This is a genomic window from Rhodococcus sp. ACPA1, from assembly GCF_002300195.1.
In the GTDB taxonomy this organism is placed as follows: Bacteria; Actinomycetota; Actinomycetes; order Mycobacteriales; family Mycobacteriaceae; genus Rhodococcus_F; species Rhodococcus_F opacus.
This window is the reverse complement of the sequence record NZ_NSDX01000001.1, coordinates 423,262-440,426: the sequence shown is the minus strand read 5'-3', so window position 1 is coordinate 440,426 and position 17,165 is coordinate 423,262. Positions and strand designations below refer to the sequence as shown.

General features: G+C 64.9%; 13 protein-coding genes. 4 read left to right on the top strand and 9 right to left on the bottom strand.

The window, feature by feature from the left end; all coding sequences use genetic code 11:
- Positions 1-57: 57 nt before the first annotated feature.
- Positions 58-1,431: a putative glycoside hydrolase gene (locus CJ177_RS01925; RefSeq protein ID WP_061041514.1), complete on the top strand. Its 1,374-nt coding sequence runs from the start codon at positions 58-60 to the stop codon at positions 1,429-1,431.
- A gap of 14 nt (positions 1,432-1,445) precedes the next feature.
- Here the strand turns inward: CJ177_RS01925 and CJ177_RS01920 are convergent, their stop codons facing one another.
- The 5 genes from CJ177_RS01920 to CJ177_RS01900 all read right to left on the bottom strand — a co-directional run bounded on the left by CJ177_RS01920 (position 1,446) and on the right by CJ177_RS01900 (position 9,018).
- Positions 1,446-2,651 carry a glycosyltransferase family 4 protein gene (locus CJ177_RS01920; protein WP_095867173.1) on the bottom strand — a complete coding sequence of 402 codons (1,206 nt, stop codon included), beginning with the start codon at positions 2,649-2,651 and terminating at the stop codon, positions 1,446-1,448.
- Positions 2,648-4,930 (bottom strand): glycosyltransferase, encoded by a 2,283-nt coding sequence (locus CJ177_RS01915; protein ID WP_061700326.1) that lies wholly within the window; start codon positions 4,928-4,930, stop codon positions 2,648-2,650. The genes CJ177_RS01920 and CJ177_RS01915 overlap by 4 nt, the downstream gene beginning before the upstream one ends.
- Positions 4,927-5,991 (bottom strand): glycosyltransferase family 4 protein, encoded by a 1,065-nt coding sequence (locus CJ177_RS01910; RefSeq protein ID WP_061041517.1) that lies wholly within the window; start codon positions 5,989-5,991, stop codon positions 4,927-4,929. The genes CJ177_RS01915 and CJ177_RS01910 overlap by 4 nt, the downstream gene beginning before the upstream one ends.
- Entirely contained in the window at positions 5,988-7,421 is a 1,434-nt protein-coding gene (locus CJ177_RS01905; RefSeq protein ID WP_156681886.1) for an O-antigen ligase, read from the bottom strand. The genes CJ177_RS01910 and CJ177_RS01905 overlap by 4 nt, the downstream gene beginning before the upstream one ends.
- A 100-nt stretch (positions 7,422-7,521) precedes the next feature.
- Positions 7,522-9,018: a hypothetical protein gene (locus CJ177_RS01900; RefSeq protein ID WP_095867172.1), complete on the bottom strand. Its 1,497-nt coding sequence runs from the start codon at positions 9,016-9,018 to the stop codon at positions 7,522-7,524.
- A 228-nt stretch (positions 9,019-9,246) separates the two neighbouring features.
- On the opposite strand from CJ177_RS01900, the gene CJ177_RS01895 reads away from it, so the two are divergent.
- Positions 9,247-9,957, top strand: a complete 711-nt coding sequence (locus CJ177_RS01895; RefSeq protein ID WP_257014339.1) for a GNAT family N-acetyltransferase — start codon at positions 9,247-9,249, stop codon at positions 9,955-9,957.
- Between the two features lie 58 nt (positions 9,958-10,015).
- On the opposite strand, the gene CJ177_RS01890 is transcribed toward CJ177_RS01895, so the two are convergent.
- Positions 10,016-11,359 carry a polysaccharide pyruvyl transferase family protein gene (locus CJ177_RS01890; RefSeq protein ID WP_061041520.1) on the bottom strand — a complete coding sequence of 448 codons (1,344 nt, stop codon included), beginning with the start codon at positions 11,357-11,359 and terminating at the stop codon, positions 10,016-10,018.
- Between the two features lie 205 nt (positions 11,360-11,564).
- Between CJ177_RS01890 and CJ177_RS01885 the strand changes: the two genes are divergently transcribed.
- Positions 11,565-12,935 (top strand): glutamate-1-semialdehyde 2,1-aminomutase, encoded by a 1,371-nt coding sequence (locus CJ177_RS01885; RefSeq protein WP_095867171.1) that lies wholly within the window; start codon positions 11,565-11,567, stop codon positions 12,933-12,935.
- Positions 12,936-13,686: 751 nt separating this feature from the next.
- Entirely contained in the window at positions 13,687-14,562 is an 876-nt protein-coding gene (locus tag CJ177_RS01880; RefSeq protein WP_082764447.1) for a class I SAM-dependent methyltransferase, read from the top strand.
- A gap of 76 nt (positions 14,563-14,638) precedes the next feature.
- On the opposite strand, the gene CJ177_RS01875 is transcribed toward CJ177_RS01880, so the two are convergent.
- The 3 genes from CJ177_RS01875 to CJ177_RS01865 all read right to left on the bottom strand — a co-directional run bounded on the left by CJ177_RS01875 (position 14,639) and on the right by CJ177_RS01865 (position 17,152).
- The gene (locus CJ177_RS01875; protein WP_082764448.1) at positions 14,639-15,484 is read right to left on the bottom strand and encodes a polysaccharide lyase; all 846 of its coding nucleotides are present in this window, start codon (positions 15,482-15,484) and stop codon (positions 14,639-14,641) included.
- A 297-nt stretch (positions 15,485-15,781) separates the two neighbouring features.
- Positions 15,782-16,423, bottom strand: coding sequence for a ScbR family autoregulator-binding transcription factor (locus CJ177_RS01870; RefSeq protein ID WP_005238803.1), 642 nt, complete (start codon positions 16,421-16,423; stop codon positions 15,782-15,784).
- 114 nt (positions 16,424-16,537) lie between these two features.
- The gene (locus tag CJ177_RS01865) at positions 16,538-17,152 is read right to left on the bottom strand and encodes a TetR/AcrR family transcriptional regulator (protein ID WP_206031502.1); all 615 of its coding nucleotides are present in this window, start codon (positions 17,150-17,152) and stop codon (positions 16,538-16,540) included.
- Positions 17,153-17,165: the final 13 nt, after the last annotated feature.

Below are 17,165 nucleotides of genomic sequence, written 5' to 3'. Positions count from 1 at the left end.
TACGAGATCCTCGTCCGGCAGGTGACAAGGTGGCCTCGAACGTGTCAAGCTGACTCGGTGCCCGGCACTCTCGCCTCCCGGCGTTTCGGCCGCCTCCGGTTCGCCCTGACGACGGTCGTTACGGCCGTTGGACTGACCGTCGCGTGCGCTACGCCCGTGGACGAGCGTCCCGCGCCCGCGCACACCCCCGGCGATCCCCACTCCCTGACGTTCCCCAGGACCGCAACGTATTTCCTGAATCAGCAGGATCTTCCGCCTGTCGAGGAGCTCGCTCGATACGACGTGGTGGTCATCGACAACGAATGGGCGAACCGGAAGCCGCACGATTACTTCGACGAGCTCCGTCACGCCAATCCACGCCTCCGGTTGCTCGCCTACGTGAACGTGGTCGACCATCCCGATCAACTCGGAACGGAGGCGTACTGGGCCAACCGATACGCGCTGTGGCAGTTCGACCAGAACGGCGAAAGCGCGTTCCCGGAACCATGGCTGGCGCACACGATGGACGGCACGCCGGTCAGCGAGTGGCCGGAGTCGACGATGACCAACCTCACGGACCAGGCGCCGCGGATCAACGGCCAGATCTTTGCCGAGTATGCCGCGAACTGGGTGGTGGACGACGTCTGGTCTGCGGGGGTGTGGGACGGCATCTTCCTCGACGTCTGGGGCGACCGAATCTACAGTGCGGATCGAGATCACTGGGACATCGACTCCGATGGAACCGACGAGCCGGACGATTCGATCTACGGGTTCGGAAACCCCTGGGAACGCGGCGTGAACCTGGCCGAACAGATCATCCGGCAACGAATTCCGGACGCGATCCTGATCGCGAACGGCGACCGGACACTGCTGACGCAACAACTGGACGGCCGGGCGTGGGAGAAATTCGCAGACCCGCGCGCCGACCGGAATCCCATGTTCGACATCGAGCAGTATGTCAGCCTGACCGCCGAAGGCGACCACCGCCGGCCCGGCCTCGCGATGACGATCGACAAGCTGGGTGCCGCACCGCATTCGGCACAGGATTTCCAGCGTGCCCGGTACTTCCTGGCGGCGACGTTGCTCCAGAACGGATTCTGGGCGCCGATGGGCGCCGACTACGACGAGCCGGCCTACTTCGACGAGATGGACGGTGGCGGACTCGGCCCGGGGTACCTCGGGCATCCACTGGTGGCCGACCCGTCGCCGGCTGTCCTGAACGATCCGTACGCGAACGGGGTCGGGTCGCTGGGCCACGGCCTCTTCCGTCGCGACTTCGAGCACGGAACCGTCCTCCTGAACACCGACGACAAACCGCGAGAAGTGCAACTCGAGAAGCCCTTTCGGCGAATTCAGGGCGTCCGGGATCCGAGCACCAACAACGGGGACACCGTCACGTCGGTGACCCTCCAACCGAGCGACGGTCTCGTGCTCTCGAGCGAGAACCCATGACCGCATTCGATCGTTCATCGCCTCACGCGCTCGGCCGCGAAGAGCCGCGCGTAGAAGTCCGTGAGTGCCCGGCGCGACGTCTCCCACGACAACTGCTGCTCGACACGTGCCCGGCCCAGTTGGCCCATTCTGTGACGTTTCTGCGGGTCCCGTAGCAGCTCGTCGATCCCCGCTCCGAAGGCTGCCTCGTCGTTGGCCGGGGCGTAGACAGCGGACTCCCCCGCCGACACTCTCGACTCGACGAGCTCGAACGAGACGAGTGGGCGACCCATCGCCATGTATTCGACGACCTTGTTCATCGTCGACACATCGTTCAATGGGTTGCGTGGATCCGGTGCGAGACAGACATCTGCGGTCGACAGACATCGCTGCACGAACTCGTCGGGGACCCGGCCGGTGAATTCGACCATGTCCGTGAGTCCGAGCTTCTCGCTGAGGGCCACCATGTCGTCGAAAGAGTCCCCCGCTCCCATGAATATGCAGTGGAGGTCGTCCCGCCCGATGCCGTCCCGCAGGTGAGCCAGGGCCCGTAGCGCATAGTCGACGCCGTCCTGCGGGCCCATCACACCCAAGTACGCCGCGAGATACCGCTTGCCGCGCTTCAGGTTCGGATCGGGATCTCGGCAGACGAACCGACTCAGATCGGGCGCGCTCCGAACGACGGTAACCCGCTCCGGCGGCAGATGCCCGCGATCGAGGGCAACCCGCCGATAGCTCTCGTTCGTCGAGATCACCGCGTCGGCGGAGGCCAGTGTGAGCCGTTCCAGTAGCCTGGTCGCCCAATAGAGGATCGGACCGCCTCGGGGAAACCGAGACAGGAAGAGTTCGGGCACCAGATCGTGGTGATCGAACACGAACTTGGCACCGGCCGGGCGAAGAAGCGCAGCGACGAGGAACAGCAGATCCGGCGGATTGCAGGCGTGGACGGCATCGACCGGATCATCACGCCGCACCCGGAGAGCGAGCCGCGTGGTGTGCCACAACGCCAGACCGTACTCCCGCAGATAGCCCAACGGCCCACCTTCCGCGGCACGAAGGGGATAGCGGAGAATGCGGACCCCGTCCAGCGTGGCGTCCGGCTCGCAGTCCTGGGTGGCCCCCATCGGGCATATCACCGTGACGCGGTAGCCTGCCTCGACCAACGCGCTGCTCTCCTGCCACACCCGGCGGTCGAACGGTACCGATAGATTCTCCACGAGAATCAGAATGTGCCGACTCATCGCACCTCCACCACTTCCGTGAGCAGGCGCTCGAATCCTCGCGCCGTGTCTTCGATCCGGTACTGCTGTTCCGCCCGTGCACGCCCCGACCGTCCCTGCCGAGTGCACAGTCCTGGGTCCGCGGCCAAGGAAATGAGCCGTTGCGCCATCGCATGTGCATCTCCGACCGGCACCACATAACCCTGTTCACCATCGGTGACCATGTCTCGCAGGCAACCGCAATCGGTGACCACGAGCGGCACGCCCGCGGCCATGGACTCGATCGCGATGATCGGCACGCCCTCATGCACGGACGACAGACAGGACACGTCGAGCCCTGGCAGGAGTTGTTGCACATCCCGCCGCACCCCCATGAACCGCGTGCGGCCCGAGATACCGAGTTCGGTGGCAAGAGTGCGTAACTCATCGTCGCGTTCGCCGCCTCCGATCACGACCAGCCGTACCCGGACACCGGACGCCGCCACGGCAGAAATCGCTTCGAAGAGCACCTGGTGCGCCTTCTGACTGCTGAGCCGGCCGACGATACCGACAACGAAGTCCTGCTGGTCGAGACCGAACGCGGCCCTGGCACGCTCACGGTCGGTGTCACGCGGCAACGGCGGCAGCACTATCCCGTTCGGAATCACCACCTCGCGCGTGCGTCGCCACGCGAAGCGTCCTACCCCTTCTTCCCGGCGCAGGTACTCGCCCTGTCGCGGGGCGAGCAGGACCAGCGCATCGGACAGCCACAGCGTCTCCACGGTGGAGCGCGGTAGGCAGCGCTTGCCGACCGACGTCAGGTCCATGTCGTGGGCCGCCACGATGTTGGCACGTACTCCCGCGATCCGTGCCGCAATTCGCCCCAGCGCCAGCGCCGCTCGATGATGATGAGTAACCAGCACCGCGTCCGTGCGATCACGTCGCAGGCTACGGATCAACCGCGGCAGGGTTCGAACGTCGTAGCGACCCGAGCGCTCGAGCACTTCGACGTCGAATCCCGCCCTCCGAAACTCCTCGCCGAGCGGCCCAGCCTCGCGCAGACAGATCAGGCGCGGTCGTACCACCCGCGGATCGAGATTGCGGAACAGTTCCAGCATCAGGAGTTCGACACCCCCGACGAACGTCAGGTCCAAGACCAGGCTGAGCCGGATGGGTCTCGCCCCGCGAGGCGGGCACCGACCCGCCACCTCCTCGAGTGCACGTTCACTCTCGGCTACGCTGGCGCGCAGGCTGAACTCGGACTCGACTCGCGTCCGCGCTGCGAGGCCCATCTCCCTGGACGTCTCGGGGTCCGTCAGCACTCGCAACAGCTTCTCGGCCAGTGCCGTCGGCGCACGCGGGGGCACGAGAAATCCGGTCACCCCCTCCGAAATCATCTCTGGAACGCCGCCGACTGCGGTACAGACCGCCGGCCGCCCTGCGGCCATCGCCTCGAGCAACGCCATCGGGAAACACTCCACGCTGTACGAGCTCAGTACGAAGACGTCCATCACTCCGAGCAGATCCCTCACATCCGGACGGGAACCGGTGAACACCACGCGGTCGGCAATGCCCAGCTCACCGGCCAACCGTTCCAGATCGCCTCGCGTCGGCCCATCGCCGACGACCAGGAACTTCGCGTCCGGCAGCTCGTCGACGACCAGCCGTGCGGCGCGCAACAGCGTGGCGTGGTCCTTCTCGGGTCGCAGCGCGGCAAGGATTCCCACCACTCGGTCGCGCGGCCCGATCCCGAGGTCCGCGGCGGCGGCACGATCTCCCCTCGGATCGAACTGTGCGGGATCCACCCCGTTGTGAATGATTCGGATCTTGCGCGGCGGGATGTGCAAATCGTCTACGAGATAGGGAACTTGCAACTTCGCCACACCGAAATACGCGCTCGTGACCGGGGCGAGCGCGCGGTCGACGATCCGCCGCAGGACACTCCTCGTGGTGGTCTCACCGCAGTTGTGCACCCATACGACCGTCCGTGGAACTCGCGCCAGGAAAGCAGCGATCCGACCGAGAGTCTCCGCATTGAAGCCGCGCACAATCATGATGTCCGGGGCGATCCTGCGCGTCTCCCGCACGAGGTCGCACAGCGCACCGACCGCCTGCAACTTCGTTCGTTTCAACGCCAGGGCGGGAACATACCCGGCCGCCAGGGCGGGGAACAGGTCGCCCTCGCTCCCGATGCAGATGACGCTGGGGTCGAACCTCTTTCGGTCCAGCCGGGGAAGCAACGTGACAGCATGCCGCTCCGCTCCTCCGACGCGGAGGTCAGGCACCACACACAACACCCGTAGGGGGCGATCGGCTGTCATCGCCGCACCTCGCGGTAGAGGGCATCGAAACGGCGCCAGACGATGTCGACGTCGAACTCGGCTCGGATGCGCTGCAACGCCTGGGATCCGAGCCTGATGCGCGCATCGTCGTCGTAGACCACACGACGCAAGGCGGCCGCGAGTGCGTCGACGTCGTCGACCGGAACCAGCACCCCGCAACGGTCGTCGATCAGTTCGGGGATGCCTCCCACCGAGCTGGCTACCACACACAGGCCGTGTGCCATCGCCTCGAGTATCGCCATCGGCTGGCCCTCGTTGCGCGACGGCAGGGCCAGTACCTGGGACGTTGCCAACAATTCGGGTACCCGATCCGGAGCGAGCCACCCGAGCACCGTGACGGTGCTACCCACCGACAGCTGATCGACCCGGTCCCGCGCGCGCTGCACTTCGCCGTCACCGGCGAGCGTCAGTCGCGCACGCCCGTTTCCGTCGCCGATCATCTTCGCCCACGCGTCGAGCAGTGTGAAGGTCCCCTTGCGATCGCCGATGCAGCCGAGGAACAGAACGTGCACGGGTTCACTTCCGGACGGCTGCCGTACCGGATGGCAAGGCCGGACCGCATTGGGAACAGAGACGATGTACGCCCGCGGCGCAATCCGCTCGAGCCGCTCTGCCCACCGGTCCCCGAGTGCCACTACGACGTCCGCACCGGTGAGCGTGGCGCGGATGAGCGCCTTCATGGGGCGCGGCGATCGGCCGTAGAACAGATGGAAGTCGGAACCGTGCACGTGCATCACGATCGGCACCCGGAAGATTCGACAGATCCAGGCGAGGATGGCCTTTCGGATGAAGCTGCCGGCGACGGAGGTATGAAGGTGAACCACATCCGGCCGGTCGAAAACCAGAGCAGTCACGAACGCGCCCAGCCCCGTCGCGAACGCCACGATCTTCGTGGCGACCGTGCCGTTCCGGTGGGTACCGACATGGCGAACGTTCCACAGCTCCCACAGCGGAGTAGCTTGCATCGTTCGGACGAAACTCGCTACTCCGCCCCGGGTGGATGTACTGGTCGACGCCCACAGGGCCCGCTGCCGGTTCATGCGCGTTCCTGTGCTGGGGCCGATTCAGACGCGCGTCGATGCGGATCAGGTGTCAAGTGATCCTCGGGAAGTCGATCGGCCCAGCCGATGACGATTCCGACGAGCAGCATCACGACCGCGTTCGGAAAGTCGAAGAACCGCAGGTCGACCGTGAGGCCCGCGATCACGAGCACAACGAAGGCCATGATCGCCACCAGCGCGAGACGCTTCCCGCACAGGCCGTCGGCCGGCAGCACCCGGTATGCATGGGTCAGACCGCAGGCCAAGAGAAAGAGGACGGCGAGCCACAGAGCCAACCCGAGTAGTCCCAGTTCCGCCGCGATTCCGAGCTCATTGAAGTGGGACGCGATTCCGAAGCCGCGAATCCATGGCACATCCGGCGCCCACCGCTGGTGATGGTACGTGTTCATCGCGGTGAAGCGCCCGATCCCCCACCCCGCCAACGGTTTCTCCTGGACTGCCCAGATCGCCGTTTCCGCAGTGTTGAGCCGATCCTGCAGTTCGTCGGGTGATCCGACACCACCCGCGGAACGATCGCTGCTGGTGAAGGCCGACCATTTGATGGCCACGGCGGCCGCCACGAACGCACCGGTCATGACGAACCCGGTTCGAAACCCCTTGGCAGACGCTGCTCCAACCAACACCACCACAGCGAATGCCAGCCAGACGACTCGCGTGTGGGTCAGATAGACGCCGTATGCGGACGCAACCGCGATCGCGATGGCCAGAATCCGGCTCCACCGGGGTTCACTGCGCGTTGCGGCGAGGAGGAGCGCCACGATGAAACCGAGGATCAACACCACGCCGTTGACCACGGGCTGGTCGAAGATGCCGACGGCTCGCCCCTCCCAGCTCGGAGACTCGACTATGTAGCGGGGCCAGACGAGTGCGGTCGGACCATGAAACTGCAGAATGCACATCGCAGCCGAGTAAGCCCCGAGCGACAGGATCGTCCATAGAAGTAGCCGGACCGCAGACACTCGGTCGAATGTGTACCGTCCCACGAGAAACACCGTGAACGGAATGATGGTGCCGGTCAGTACGAATCGCGGTACGGAGAGTTCTGCGCCGGACACGGGGACGACGGAGCCGTATTGGTGTGAGGAGAACATCGACATCACGTTCCAGGTGACGTAGAGAACCATTGCACACTCGATGGCGCCCAGACGCGGAGCGCGGTCGATGCCCCGGGCGATCCAGATCGCCCACGCGCCCACCACCCCGAGGTACGCCAGGACGAAGGGATCCACCGGCAAGATGCTGGGTAGGGCGACCCGGAGGAACGTGGTGACCAGCAGCAGAAGCACAGCGACCACCGGATCGCGCAGCCCGGCGAAGACAAGTGCACTGCCGACGGCGCCGAGCAGGAGAAGCACACCGAAATGAGTCGGTACCTTCGCCGCGGCTGCAAGCACGATGAGCACAGCCACGGGGAACCCTGCGCCCACCATCCATCGGAAGGTCGATCCACCCGTGGACGAGGCACTGGTGGGGTCGGCGAGGGGCGGTGTCCGTCTCATTGTCGTCAGGTCACGGACGCGCGGTCTGATCCGGAGTGGACTCGCGGACCTTCACGAGGTCGACGGTATCCAACGCGTCCGAGTCCGTGGACTCGTCCAACGCGTCCGAGTCCGTGGACTCGTCCAACGCGTCCGATGGCGGGATCGGCGCACTGCGTCGCGTGCATCGAGGATCGATGATGACGGCACCGAGCAGCCTCGACTCCACCTGCCCGAGCAGCCGACATGCCTCCACCGTTTCGGGGACCCGCGTGCTGCGCCTTTCGACCACCAGCATTACCGCGTCTGCTGCCGCGCAGATCACCTGCGCTTCAGCTGCTTCCGTGATCGGCGGAGCCTCGACGACAACAACGTCGGCGATACTGTGGGCCTGTTGGAGCAGGTTGCCGAACCGCTCACGGGTGAACAGCACGTAGGGATCACCGTTCCCCGTTCCGCTCGGCATCTCCGGCATCTCGCCGGGGACCGCGTCCTGGATGAACCCGGCGATCGCAGGTGGGGTGACCGGGGCGAGGAAATCCGCGACGCCCGGAGCTTCATCGACATTCGTTGCGCGCTCGGAACCGTGCAGATCCGCCCGCACGATCAAGGACCGTTCGCTCTGGATCGCCCTGTGCTCGGCGATTGCCCGCGCAACCTGTGCAACGCCCTCCGTGCGCCGCGGCGCGGTCACCACAATCGTTGCCGGGCGGGGAAGATCGGCCAAGCCGACGATGTTTGCCAAACGTCGGAATTGTGCCTCGCGACGCTGTTCCGCTCGAGGTTTCCCGCCGCGCGGGACCTCGACCAGCGTGTCCACGCCGACCTTCGCACGCACGTCGTCGGCGGTCGTGAGGCGTTTCGACACCGCGTCCAGCGCGAGAGCTGCAACGCACCCGAGTATCAGGCCGCCGAACAGCCCGAGCACCGCGTTCCGCGCCAGAGACGGGCTCTCCTCTGCGACGCCGGCGGCGAGCTGCTGGTCCTGCAGCTCGTTTGTCGTGTCCAACTCGATCGCTGTGATCCGGTCCTGGAGCTGCGCCATTGCGACGGGGTCCGCTTCGGGGGTGGCACGCTGCTCGTCGAGTTGCTTCCTGAGCTCCTCGAGGGTGTCGGCCCTACCGGCAAACCTGACGGTGTTTACATCGTCTCGGAACGCCCCGGCCATTGCAGTTGCCGCGGATGCCGCGGTCTCGGGGTCTTTGGCTGTGGCGTCGATATAGAGGATCGGACTCGCGGCGGCCGTGCTGGCTGCGAAGGCTACGTCGTCGGGGACGCCCGCTCGAGTTCGGATCCGTTCCTGGTAGGGCCCGTTGTTGAAGTAGTCGACATACCCCACCACGAGGATTGCGTCCTGTTCGGGAGCCCGGCCCGGCGAGGAGACGATCAGCGCCGCCCTGCCCGTATAGCTGGTCCCGGCTTCGTTCGCTGCCACGACCCCTCCGAGGACCGCCAGCGCCGCGATGAGGACGACCAACACACGACGGCGCCAGATACGCTCGAGCTGAACGTTCAATGTGCTGGTCATGTGCCCCTCCACCATCAGGTTGCGGAGAATCGCGCGTCCCCGCTGAGATGTCGGGCCGACTCGGCACGCCATCGTTAGACCCACGGCGCCGACCCGGAATGTCGACTAAGCGATTTTCCCGACCTGGAGATTAATTTACTCCATAGAAGAGTACCTGCGGTATGGTTTTGGCGGATTTTTCATATTTGACGACTGGCACACGCGGCCGAGTATCATCAATCGCCAGAGGTGAGATCGTTGGATCTTCCGAAAACAAGAGTTGCAGTCGTCGCGGCCGCCAGGTTCCACCTCCGGCCGCTCCGCCGGATTCATCTTGCACGCCGGGCCCCGGACTTACACCTCGGCCCGGTAGTAGTCGGCGGGCACGAAGTCGCGCTCCGTTCGCCACGGCTGTCCGATGCAACCGCCTGGCGGGAAATTCGGCTGCGAGATCAGCGTCTGATCGAACCGTACTGGGTCAGTTCTGCACTCAACTGGCCGGAGCGCCACACCGAGACGGTATGGGTCGACGAATGCCTGCAGTCACGAAAGGCCGCCCGTGCCGGCCTCGCGCTGCCGATGGTGGTCGAGATCGACGGGCGCTTTGCGGGACAATGCAATCTCGAGCGCATCGACGTGCGCACCAAGACCGCAGAGTTGGGAATCTGGCTCGACGCACGGGTGACCGGCAAAGGCGTGTGCTCAGTCTTGGGCGTGCTACTCGCGGACTACGTGTTCGGCACATTGGGACTACGCCGAGTCACCGCGCCCATCTGCGTGGACAACGCTGCGGCTGCGAAGCGGGCTGAGCGCGTGGGCATGAGACGTGAGGGCACAATGGCCAGCTTCCTCGACGTCGGCGGCCGCCGTAGAGATCACGACATGTGGGCGATCACGTCGGATATGTGGGCGCAGGCCTCGAACATGGGAGACCCACGTCCCGACAACATCCAACATTGACGACACCCTGACCACCGCATTCGTCAGCGCATGGTTCGACCGGAACACGAATGGCGCGTTACTGTTCCGTTGCCCGGCGCGGGTTCTCCGACTCGACGAGCGCGTACACGCGCTCGAACGCCCGCCTACTCGCACACACCTGCGCGTGCGCCTCCGCACGCAGGCCGGAACGCAGATCCGGAGCGGCCTGCCACATATGGTGAACCGCACGCGTGAGTCTTTCCTCGAGCCCGTCCTCGGCGAGTTGCACCAACTCGACGCCGCCAGGGAACATCCCGCTCAGACCACCGAGTTTGTCGTCGTAATAGCGCGATGTGGACAAACCCACCACCGGAATACCTTGGGCAAGGGCGAAAACGGCAACGTGGTATGCGCCGGTGACGAGCACCCGGCACCGCGCCACTTCGGTCACCAGATCTCGGGCACTGGCGAAGCGCCCCATTATGGGTCTCACGACCGGAAACCCGTCGACCAACGGCATCGTCGAGCGACGATCCTCGGCCTCGTACTCGGAGACGATCAGCGGAACGAGACCAGCATCGACGCTACCAGCGAACCGCCGGACCACACGTCCGACGACATCTTGTGCACCGCCCGTGACCTGGGAGTATCCCGCAACGCGAAGACATACCCCGATGTCTGTCCCGATCGGGTCCGATCGCATGTCGTAGGCCAGTTCCACGGCATCGTCGCCGGTGACCACGACCCTCTCGGAGGACACGCCGAGCGACCGCAGGAGCGCCGGGCCTCGCACTCCCTCTCGGACCGCGATGAGATCGACCTTGGGCAGGACTTGCGAGGCATGGGCCACGAGGTGTTCACCCGTGAGCGGTCCAATGCCCTGACCACACATCGCGGTCGGTATGTGCAGGTCAGCCGCGCGCTCGAGCAGATCGAGGGTTCGGTGGGCCTGATAGGGATCGACGTCGGTCATGTAGCCACCGCCCATGGCGATCACGAGTGAGGCATCGCGGACGGCCATCGGAATGCGAGGAATGCGCCCGCTGTCGTCGGGCTTGGCGACCGACCCGCGGAGGGAGTCACGAACCCTGCGCGCGTAACGCCGTGGACGATCCGAGGCAGCCCACCAGCCCTCCGACACCGGGCCGACCAGTTGGGGCCCGGCATACGAGGGTAATTGCCACCATGTTCCGGATCGCGACCATCTGCTCCCACGGCGATAGGTGACCGGCTCGGCGCTCGGAGCGAACGCGCGCAACAACGACGGTGCATAGGTCAGGACGCCGAGCCGCGCACCGGGCCATCGCTCGCTCAATCTCCGAACGGTGACGTCGAGGATGGCGAGATCACCTCTATTGGTGAGCCAGTACTCCCCGTTCTCGATCAGTACGCGCAGAGCCGAACTGTCGATGCCCGTCGAGTCGGCTTCATAGTTCGCCATTACTGTCCTTGAAGAGTCCGGAGAAATCGGATATGGCTACAGTCTCGCGCGACAACGCTGGGCCGACAACAGTCTCGTCAGATGCAGCCGGGGAAAGATTTCCGATCGACGCCGCTTGCGAGTGCACCCCGACGGGGAGAGACTCGTGTCGACAGTACCGCACAACGTGAAGGCACTGCACCCCTCCACACCCCGGAGTTCGGCTATGTCGAATGCACGCGACGACGGCTCGGCCCGCCCGTCGTTCACACGCTCCAACGAACTGCAGTCCCGCCTGAACCGATTGGTCCCGGGCGGCGCACACACCTACGCACGCGGTCCCGACCAGTATCCGGACTTCATGGCGCCCGTTCTCGTCCGCGGTTCAGGCGCCCGTGTGTGGGATGCGGATGGAAATAACTTCATCGAATACGGCATGGGTCTGCGGTCGGTGACGTTGGGGCACGGCTACCGTCCTGTCACGGACGCCGTCTGCGCAGCGATCGCCGACGGAACGAACTTCAGCCGGCCGACCGAGCTCGAACTGCACGCCGCGGAGGACTTCCTCGAACTGGTTCCCGCAGCAGACATGGTGAAGTTCGCCAAGAACGGATCGGACGTCACCACCGCCGCGGTCCGCCTCGCCCGGGCGGTGACGGGTCGCGACATGGTGGCCATCTGCAATCAACCATTCTTCTCGGTCGACGACTGGTTCATCGGCACCACAGCGATGAACAGTGGCGTCCCCACCGATACCGGCGCCAAGTCCGCCGGTTTCGCGTTCAACGATCTCCCTTCGCTCACCGCACTCTTCGACCGGAACGACGGTCAGATCGCCTGCGTCATCCTCGAAGCTGCGACCGCAACGGCGGAGCCGGAACCGGGCTTCCTCCAGGGTGTCCGCGCCCTCTGCGACCGGCACGGCGCACTGCTGATCTTCGACGAGATGATCACTGGATTCCGCTGGTCGGCCGGCGGCGCACAATCGCTCTACTCGGTCGAACCCGATCTGTCGTGTTGGGGAAAGGCCATGGGCAACGGTTTTCCGATATCGGCCCTCGCCGGTAAACGTGAGTACATGGACCTAGGAGGCCTGAATACGGACCGAGAGCGCGTGTTCCTCCTGTCGACCACGCACGGCCCGGAGCGCGGCGGGCTGGCAGCCTTCCGAGCGGTCGTTCACGCCTACGCCACCGAGGACCCTATATCTCACATGGTGCGCTCGGGACAACGCTTGGCCGAGGGTGTCAACAGGGCCGCGGCAGAGCTGGGCATCGCAGACTACGTCCAAGTGATCGGACGACCATCCTGCCTCGTCTTCGTCACACGAGACCCCGAACGTCAACCATCGCAAGAGTTCCGTACGCTCTTCCTCCAGGAATTGCTGTCGGGTGGAGTGCTCGGCCAATCCTTCGTCACATCCGCAGCGCACACCCCGACGGACATCACCCAGACCCTCGAGGCAACCCGGGGTGCACTCAAGATCTACAGCAGAGCGATCGAATCCGGGGGTGTGACGGGATTCCTCCACGGGCGGCCGGTCGCCCCCGCCCTCCGCCGGTACGCCACACCCCGCAGGATCGGCGTTGCAGACTAATTCGTCAGCGGCAGAATTGATTTCGACGACCATGCTCCAACGCTCAATACCACAGCAGCTGAACCATGTTGACGCATTCCGCCGGGAGGGACTCGACAGAAACAAGTTCGACCCGTCGGTGCGCATCACGCGGCGAACGCCGAGACTCACCCGTTGCTCGACACTCGGAGACCCGAGCCCACGCGACGGCACGCTCGGAGACGTCGCAATACCGAAAAGCGCTCTGCAAAAAAAGAATCGGCATCCACGACGCTGCGAAACACATCCTCGCCGCGCCGGCTCGATTCCGCCGAATCGCCCATCGTCTGCGGACCAAACCGCGTCCACACGACCTACTCCACACAAGCACTCGAGGACGCCACCGCGGGACAAGGCGGGCACGTACGATCTGCGTGAACCGCTCCGATCTCCGACCGCACAGTCGCCGGCAAACCTCTTGTACCGACATTCGACGCACGCCGGAAAACCGCTCGCCGGAAGGCCTGGTACACCGCATTCCCGACCCCCGGCCCGTCAGCGCAAGCGAGGCTACCGGGAAGGGTCGGACCGCACCGACCGAATGCGTGGCAGTCCGAATGCTGTGTTGGTGAGCCTGCTTTGTTGGTGAGTCGACGCGTTCGTCTCAGCCGCGGCGCCGCGGATGTCTACACTGTAAAACGTAAGTCGGATCTCCGTCCTCGAGTGATACGTCCTGGTCAGAGGTCTCGGCCGGGAACCCTCACTTCACTTCACCCAGGAGGTCTCGATCGACATGTCTCAACCACCGGGCGAGCCCTCGAAGGACTGGCCACCGCCAGAAGACCGAGACAGAGTTCACTGGAAAATCGAACGAGGACTGCGCGAGGAACTGTTGGCCAGCACCCCCGACACGCGCGAGTCCGTCACTCGAGATGTATACAACCGTCTGTTCGAGGAGGTTCCCTGGCATAAAGCGCACGTCACAGACGCCGCTTCCGAGGAAGCCTTCGAAGAAGGCTGGTTCCAGCAGTACGGGGCGCTGACTCGGCCAACTGACACTGTGGTCGACGTAGGCTGCGGGAGAGGAGGTCTGATTCGGCGATTCGCGCCGGCCGTGCGCGAATGCATCGGCATCGACGCCTCGGACGCAATGGTGGAACTTGCGAACCAAGAGCGACCGGCCAACGCACGCTTCATGGTCGGTAGCGTGCTCGACCCACCGCTGCCGCCATCCTCGGCCGATTTCGTGATAAGCCGTCAGGTCATGGAGCACCTGCACCCTGACGATGTTCCCGAACACCTCGCCGCGGTTCTGAAGATTTTGCGGCCGGGGGGGCGCTTTCTCATCGAGACACCCAGTCGACTGACCGGTCCATGGGACATTTCGCGCGGCTTCACTCCTGTGGCCACGGGGTTTCACCTGCGGGAATACACCAACGGGGAGTTGGGCGCCATGCTGCGCGACGCCGGCTTTCGGCGCGTGCGCAGTCGCGCCGTGCCAAGTCGGATGTTGTTACACCTCGGCAGGGCGAAGCGTCACGCGTACGTGCCGGTCGCAGTCAAGGCGATCATCGAGCGTCCGTTGCAGGCGGCTCCGATCTCCGTTCGCACGAAACTCGCCGGCCCTCTCTCGGTCCGTGAAGTCCTCTTGATTGCCGAGCGTAAATAACTTGCGCCTCAGTGCAATGCGGTCGGCCGCCGGCGCGGAGTGACCCGCAATCTGTGGAGCGACCACCGGGCACCTCCTACAGTGCCGCCTCGTCGGTGGCGCACCGGAATCCCGTGTGGAACACGACACCGGTGGGTTGCATAGGTTGCCGGTAGTAACCCTCTTTGTAGTAGACGGTGCTCGTGCCGGGGATCAGCGTGCGGACGAAGTACGTGTCGGCGCCGTTGGTGAACATCTGCGGTACGCCGTTGAGCCACAGCTTGATCCAGCCTGCGGTGTCCGATGCCGACCAATTGATCTGCATCTTCACGTCATGCCACCGACCCACGTCCAGGGGTATCTCGAAGAGGGTGAGTGTCTCCAGATAGGCTCCGGGCACGGACTGCTTCTGGACGATCAGTGACCAGTAGCCGTTCCGCTGGCCCACAGACCATGCGACCGGGGGACTTCCGACACCGACGTCCTGGTGCCACTGGTTCGTCAGCCCCCAGCCGAGGTCGGCATGGTTCTGCGGAAATCCGGGGTCGAACTTGGTGGAGAATTGATACCAGCGTGTCTGACCTTCGAATCCGCCGGTTTCGTTCCCGGCCGCCACCTCGGAACGCTCACCGTCCCCGAACGACGGGACGTCGCCGCTGCGAACCTCGAAGCGGGCCGCTCTGCCGTAGGTTCCGTCCGGGACGATGCTCGCAGAGTAACTGGGGACATAGTCCGCTCCGGAGCCGTTGTAGTCCTTGGTCTGCACCGACGGCCATTGCGAGAAGTCGCCGCTGCTGTAGTCGCCGGTGAAGGTCCGGGCCACGGGGGTGGTGAACGGCGCGGCGCTCACCCCTGTCGTCACCCCAAGCGGTGTGACCGAGATGGAAAAGACGACGGCCGCAGCGACCGCAACTGAACCAAGCGCGGAACGCAAGTGGAACATGGTGGCTCCATCAATGTGGGTGAGCGCGGCCTCCAGAGCCTTCTCTTGGCCCCCAACACAGACAAGAGAGCTATATCACTTCGATGAAGAGATTACCCACCCGGCCCGACAGAAGCTAGAGCCTCAGTTGTTGACGAACCTCGACGATGCGCAGACGAACGGCGCGCCGCGGGGGTTCCATCCGTTGACGAACCCTGGACTTCGGCCGTCGTGTGGTGATGGACCAGATGCAGTTCCCGCTCCGGGTGGGAGCGCGAGGAGCGCCCGGCGGTGGAGGCACCACCGCCGGAAACGCACTCAGCGCAGCAGGCGGCGCGAGGCGAACTGCCGGAAGTACACGAGCTTGGATGGCTCGACAAGCCCGGGAAGAATGAAGTACCAGACCCGCTCCATGCGGCGCGGAAGATCGTCGAAGGCGCCGGTCGCGGTCGCGACCACATGCGCTCCCAGCAACGACCCGAGCAGAAAGGTGGAAAGCGTCCCCGTGGAGACGTCGTCCTCCGCGAGAATGTCGCCCTCCTCGACCGCTCGTGCGACGAGTCGTTCGAAACCCTGCTGCCACGAGGCCACCACGTTGCCGTGCGTCCCCTGGTAGTCGCCGATCTCGTGCTGCAGTCGCAACATCGCCGCGACGATCGGATCGGAACTCGCTGCCTCGATCGCCACGTAGGACAGAGCGACGAGCGCTTCCAGTGCCGGCGTCGGCCCGTCGCTGACGGACGTCATTCCGGAGGTGAGACGGATCTGCCCCTCGTCGATGACACCGCGGGCGAGGTCTTCCTTCGAACTGAAGTGGAAGTACAACGCACCTTTGGTCACACCGGACTGCTCGATGATCTCGTTGAGACCCGCGTTGGCGTACCCGAGGCGTAAGAATACGTCGGCCGCCGCCATCAGGACCGACGCCCGAGTTACCTCTGCTCGAACCTGTCTCGCCATCGACTGCCTCCCGAACAACCCCCCCGACGGGGCGCGCAAACTCCAGCGAACCCTAGCACTCGACAGGCGCAGCCCTAGTGAAGTTGAACCGCGAGTCGGAAAAAGAGAACACGTTCACTGAGGTGTCGTGCGGGGCCGATCGGTGCCCAGCTGGGGATCCGCTTCGAGATTGGTCAACCCGTTCCAGCACAGGTTGACCAGATGCGCGGCGACGACTTCCTTCGGAGGCGTCCGCTCGTCCAGCCACCACGTCGCGGTGGTGGACACCATTCCGACCAGCGCCTGCGCGTAGAGCAGGGCCAAATCGGGATTGAAGCCACGCCGCGAAAAATCGCCGGCGAGGATGTGCCCGACCTGACCGATGGCCTCGTTGAGCAGGCTCGAATACGTTCCGTCCGGTGCCGCCACCGGAGAGTCGCGGACGAGGATGCGGAATCCGTCGGTGTGCTCCTCCACATAGGTCAGCAGCGCCAGCGCCACCCGCTCGACGCGGACCCGGGAGCGGTTCTGCTTCAGCGACGACGTCACCATCTCCAGCAGCCGCGACATCTCCCGATCCACGACCACGGCATAGAGGCCCTCTTTGCCGCCGAAGTGTTCGTAGACGACAGGCTTGGAGACGTGCGCCCGCTGTGCGATCTCTTCGATCGACGTCGCCTCGTAGCCTCGCTCGGCGAACAGGGCGCGACCGATCTCGATCAACTGCTCGCGGCGTTGCGTACCGGTCATCCGGGTGCGGACC

Coding starts and splice junctions, on each gene's coding strand:
- CJ177_RS01920 (WP_095867173.1), bottom strand. CDS start 2,651: ATGAGTCGGCACATTCTGATTCTCGTGGAGAATCTATCGGTACCGTTC.
- CJ177_RS01915 (WP_061700326.1), bottom strand. CDS start 4,930: ATGACAGCCGATCGCCCCCTACGGGTGTTGTGTGTGGTGCCTGACCTC.
- CJ177_RS01910 (WP_061041517.1), bottom strand. CDS start 5,991: ATGAACCGGCAGCGGGCCCTGTGGGCGTCGACCAGTACATCCACCCGG.
- CJ177_RS01900 (WP_095867172.1), bottom strand. CDS start 9,018: ATGACCAGCACATTGAACGTTCAGCTCGAGCGTATCTGGCGCCGTCGT.
- CJ177_RS01890 (WP_061041520.1), bottom strand. CDS start 11,359: ATGGCGAACTATGAAGCCGACTCGACGGGCATCGACAGTTCGGCTCTG.
- CJ177_RS01885 (WP_095867171.1), top strand. CDS start 11,565: ATGTCGAATGCACGCGACGACGGCTCGGCCCGCCCGTCGTTCACACGC.
- CJ177_RS01880 (WP_082764447.1), top strand. CDS start 13,687: ATGTCTCAACCACCGGGCGAGCCCTCGAAGGACTGGCCACCGCCAGAA.
- CJ177_RS01875 (WP_082764448.1), bottom strand. CDS start 15,484: ATGTTCCACTTGCGTTCCGCGCTTGGTTCAGTTGCGGTCGCTGCGGCC.
- CJ177_RS01870 (WP_005238803.1), bottom strand. CDS start 16,423: ATGGCGAGACAGGTTCGAGCAGAGGTAACTCGGGCGTCGGTCCTGATG.
- CJ177_RS01865 (WP_206031502.1), bottom strand. CDS start 17,152: ATGACCGGTACGCAACGCCGCGAGCAGTTGATCGAGATCGGTCGCGCC.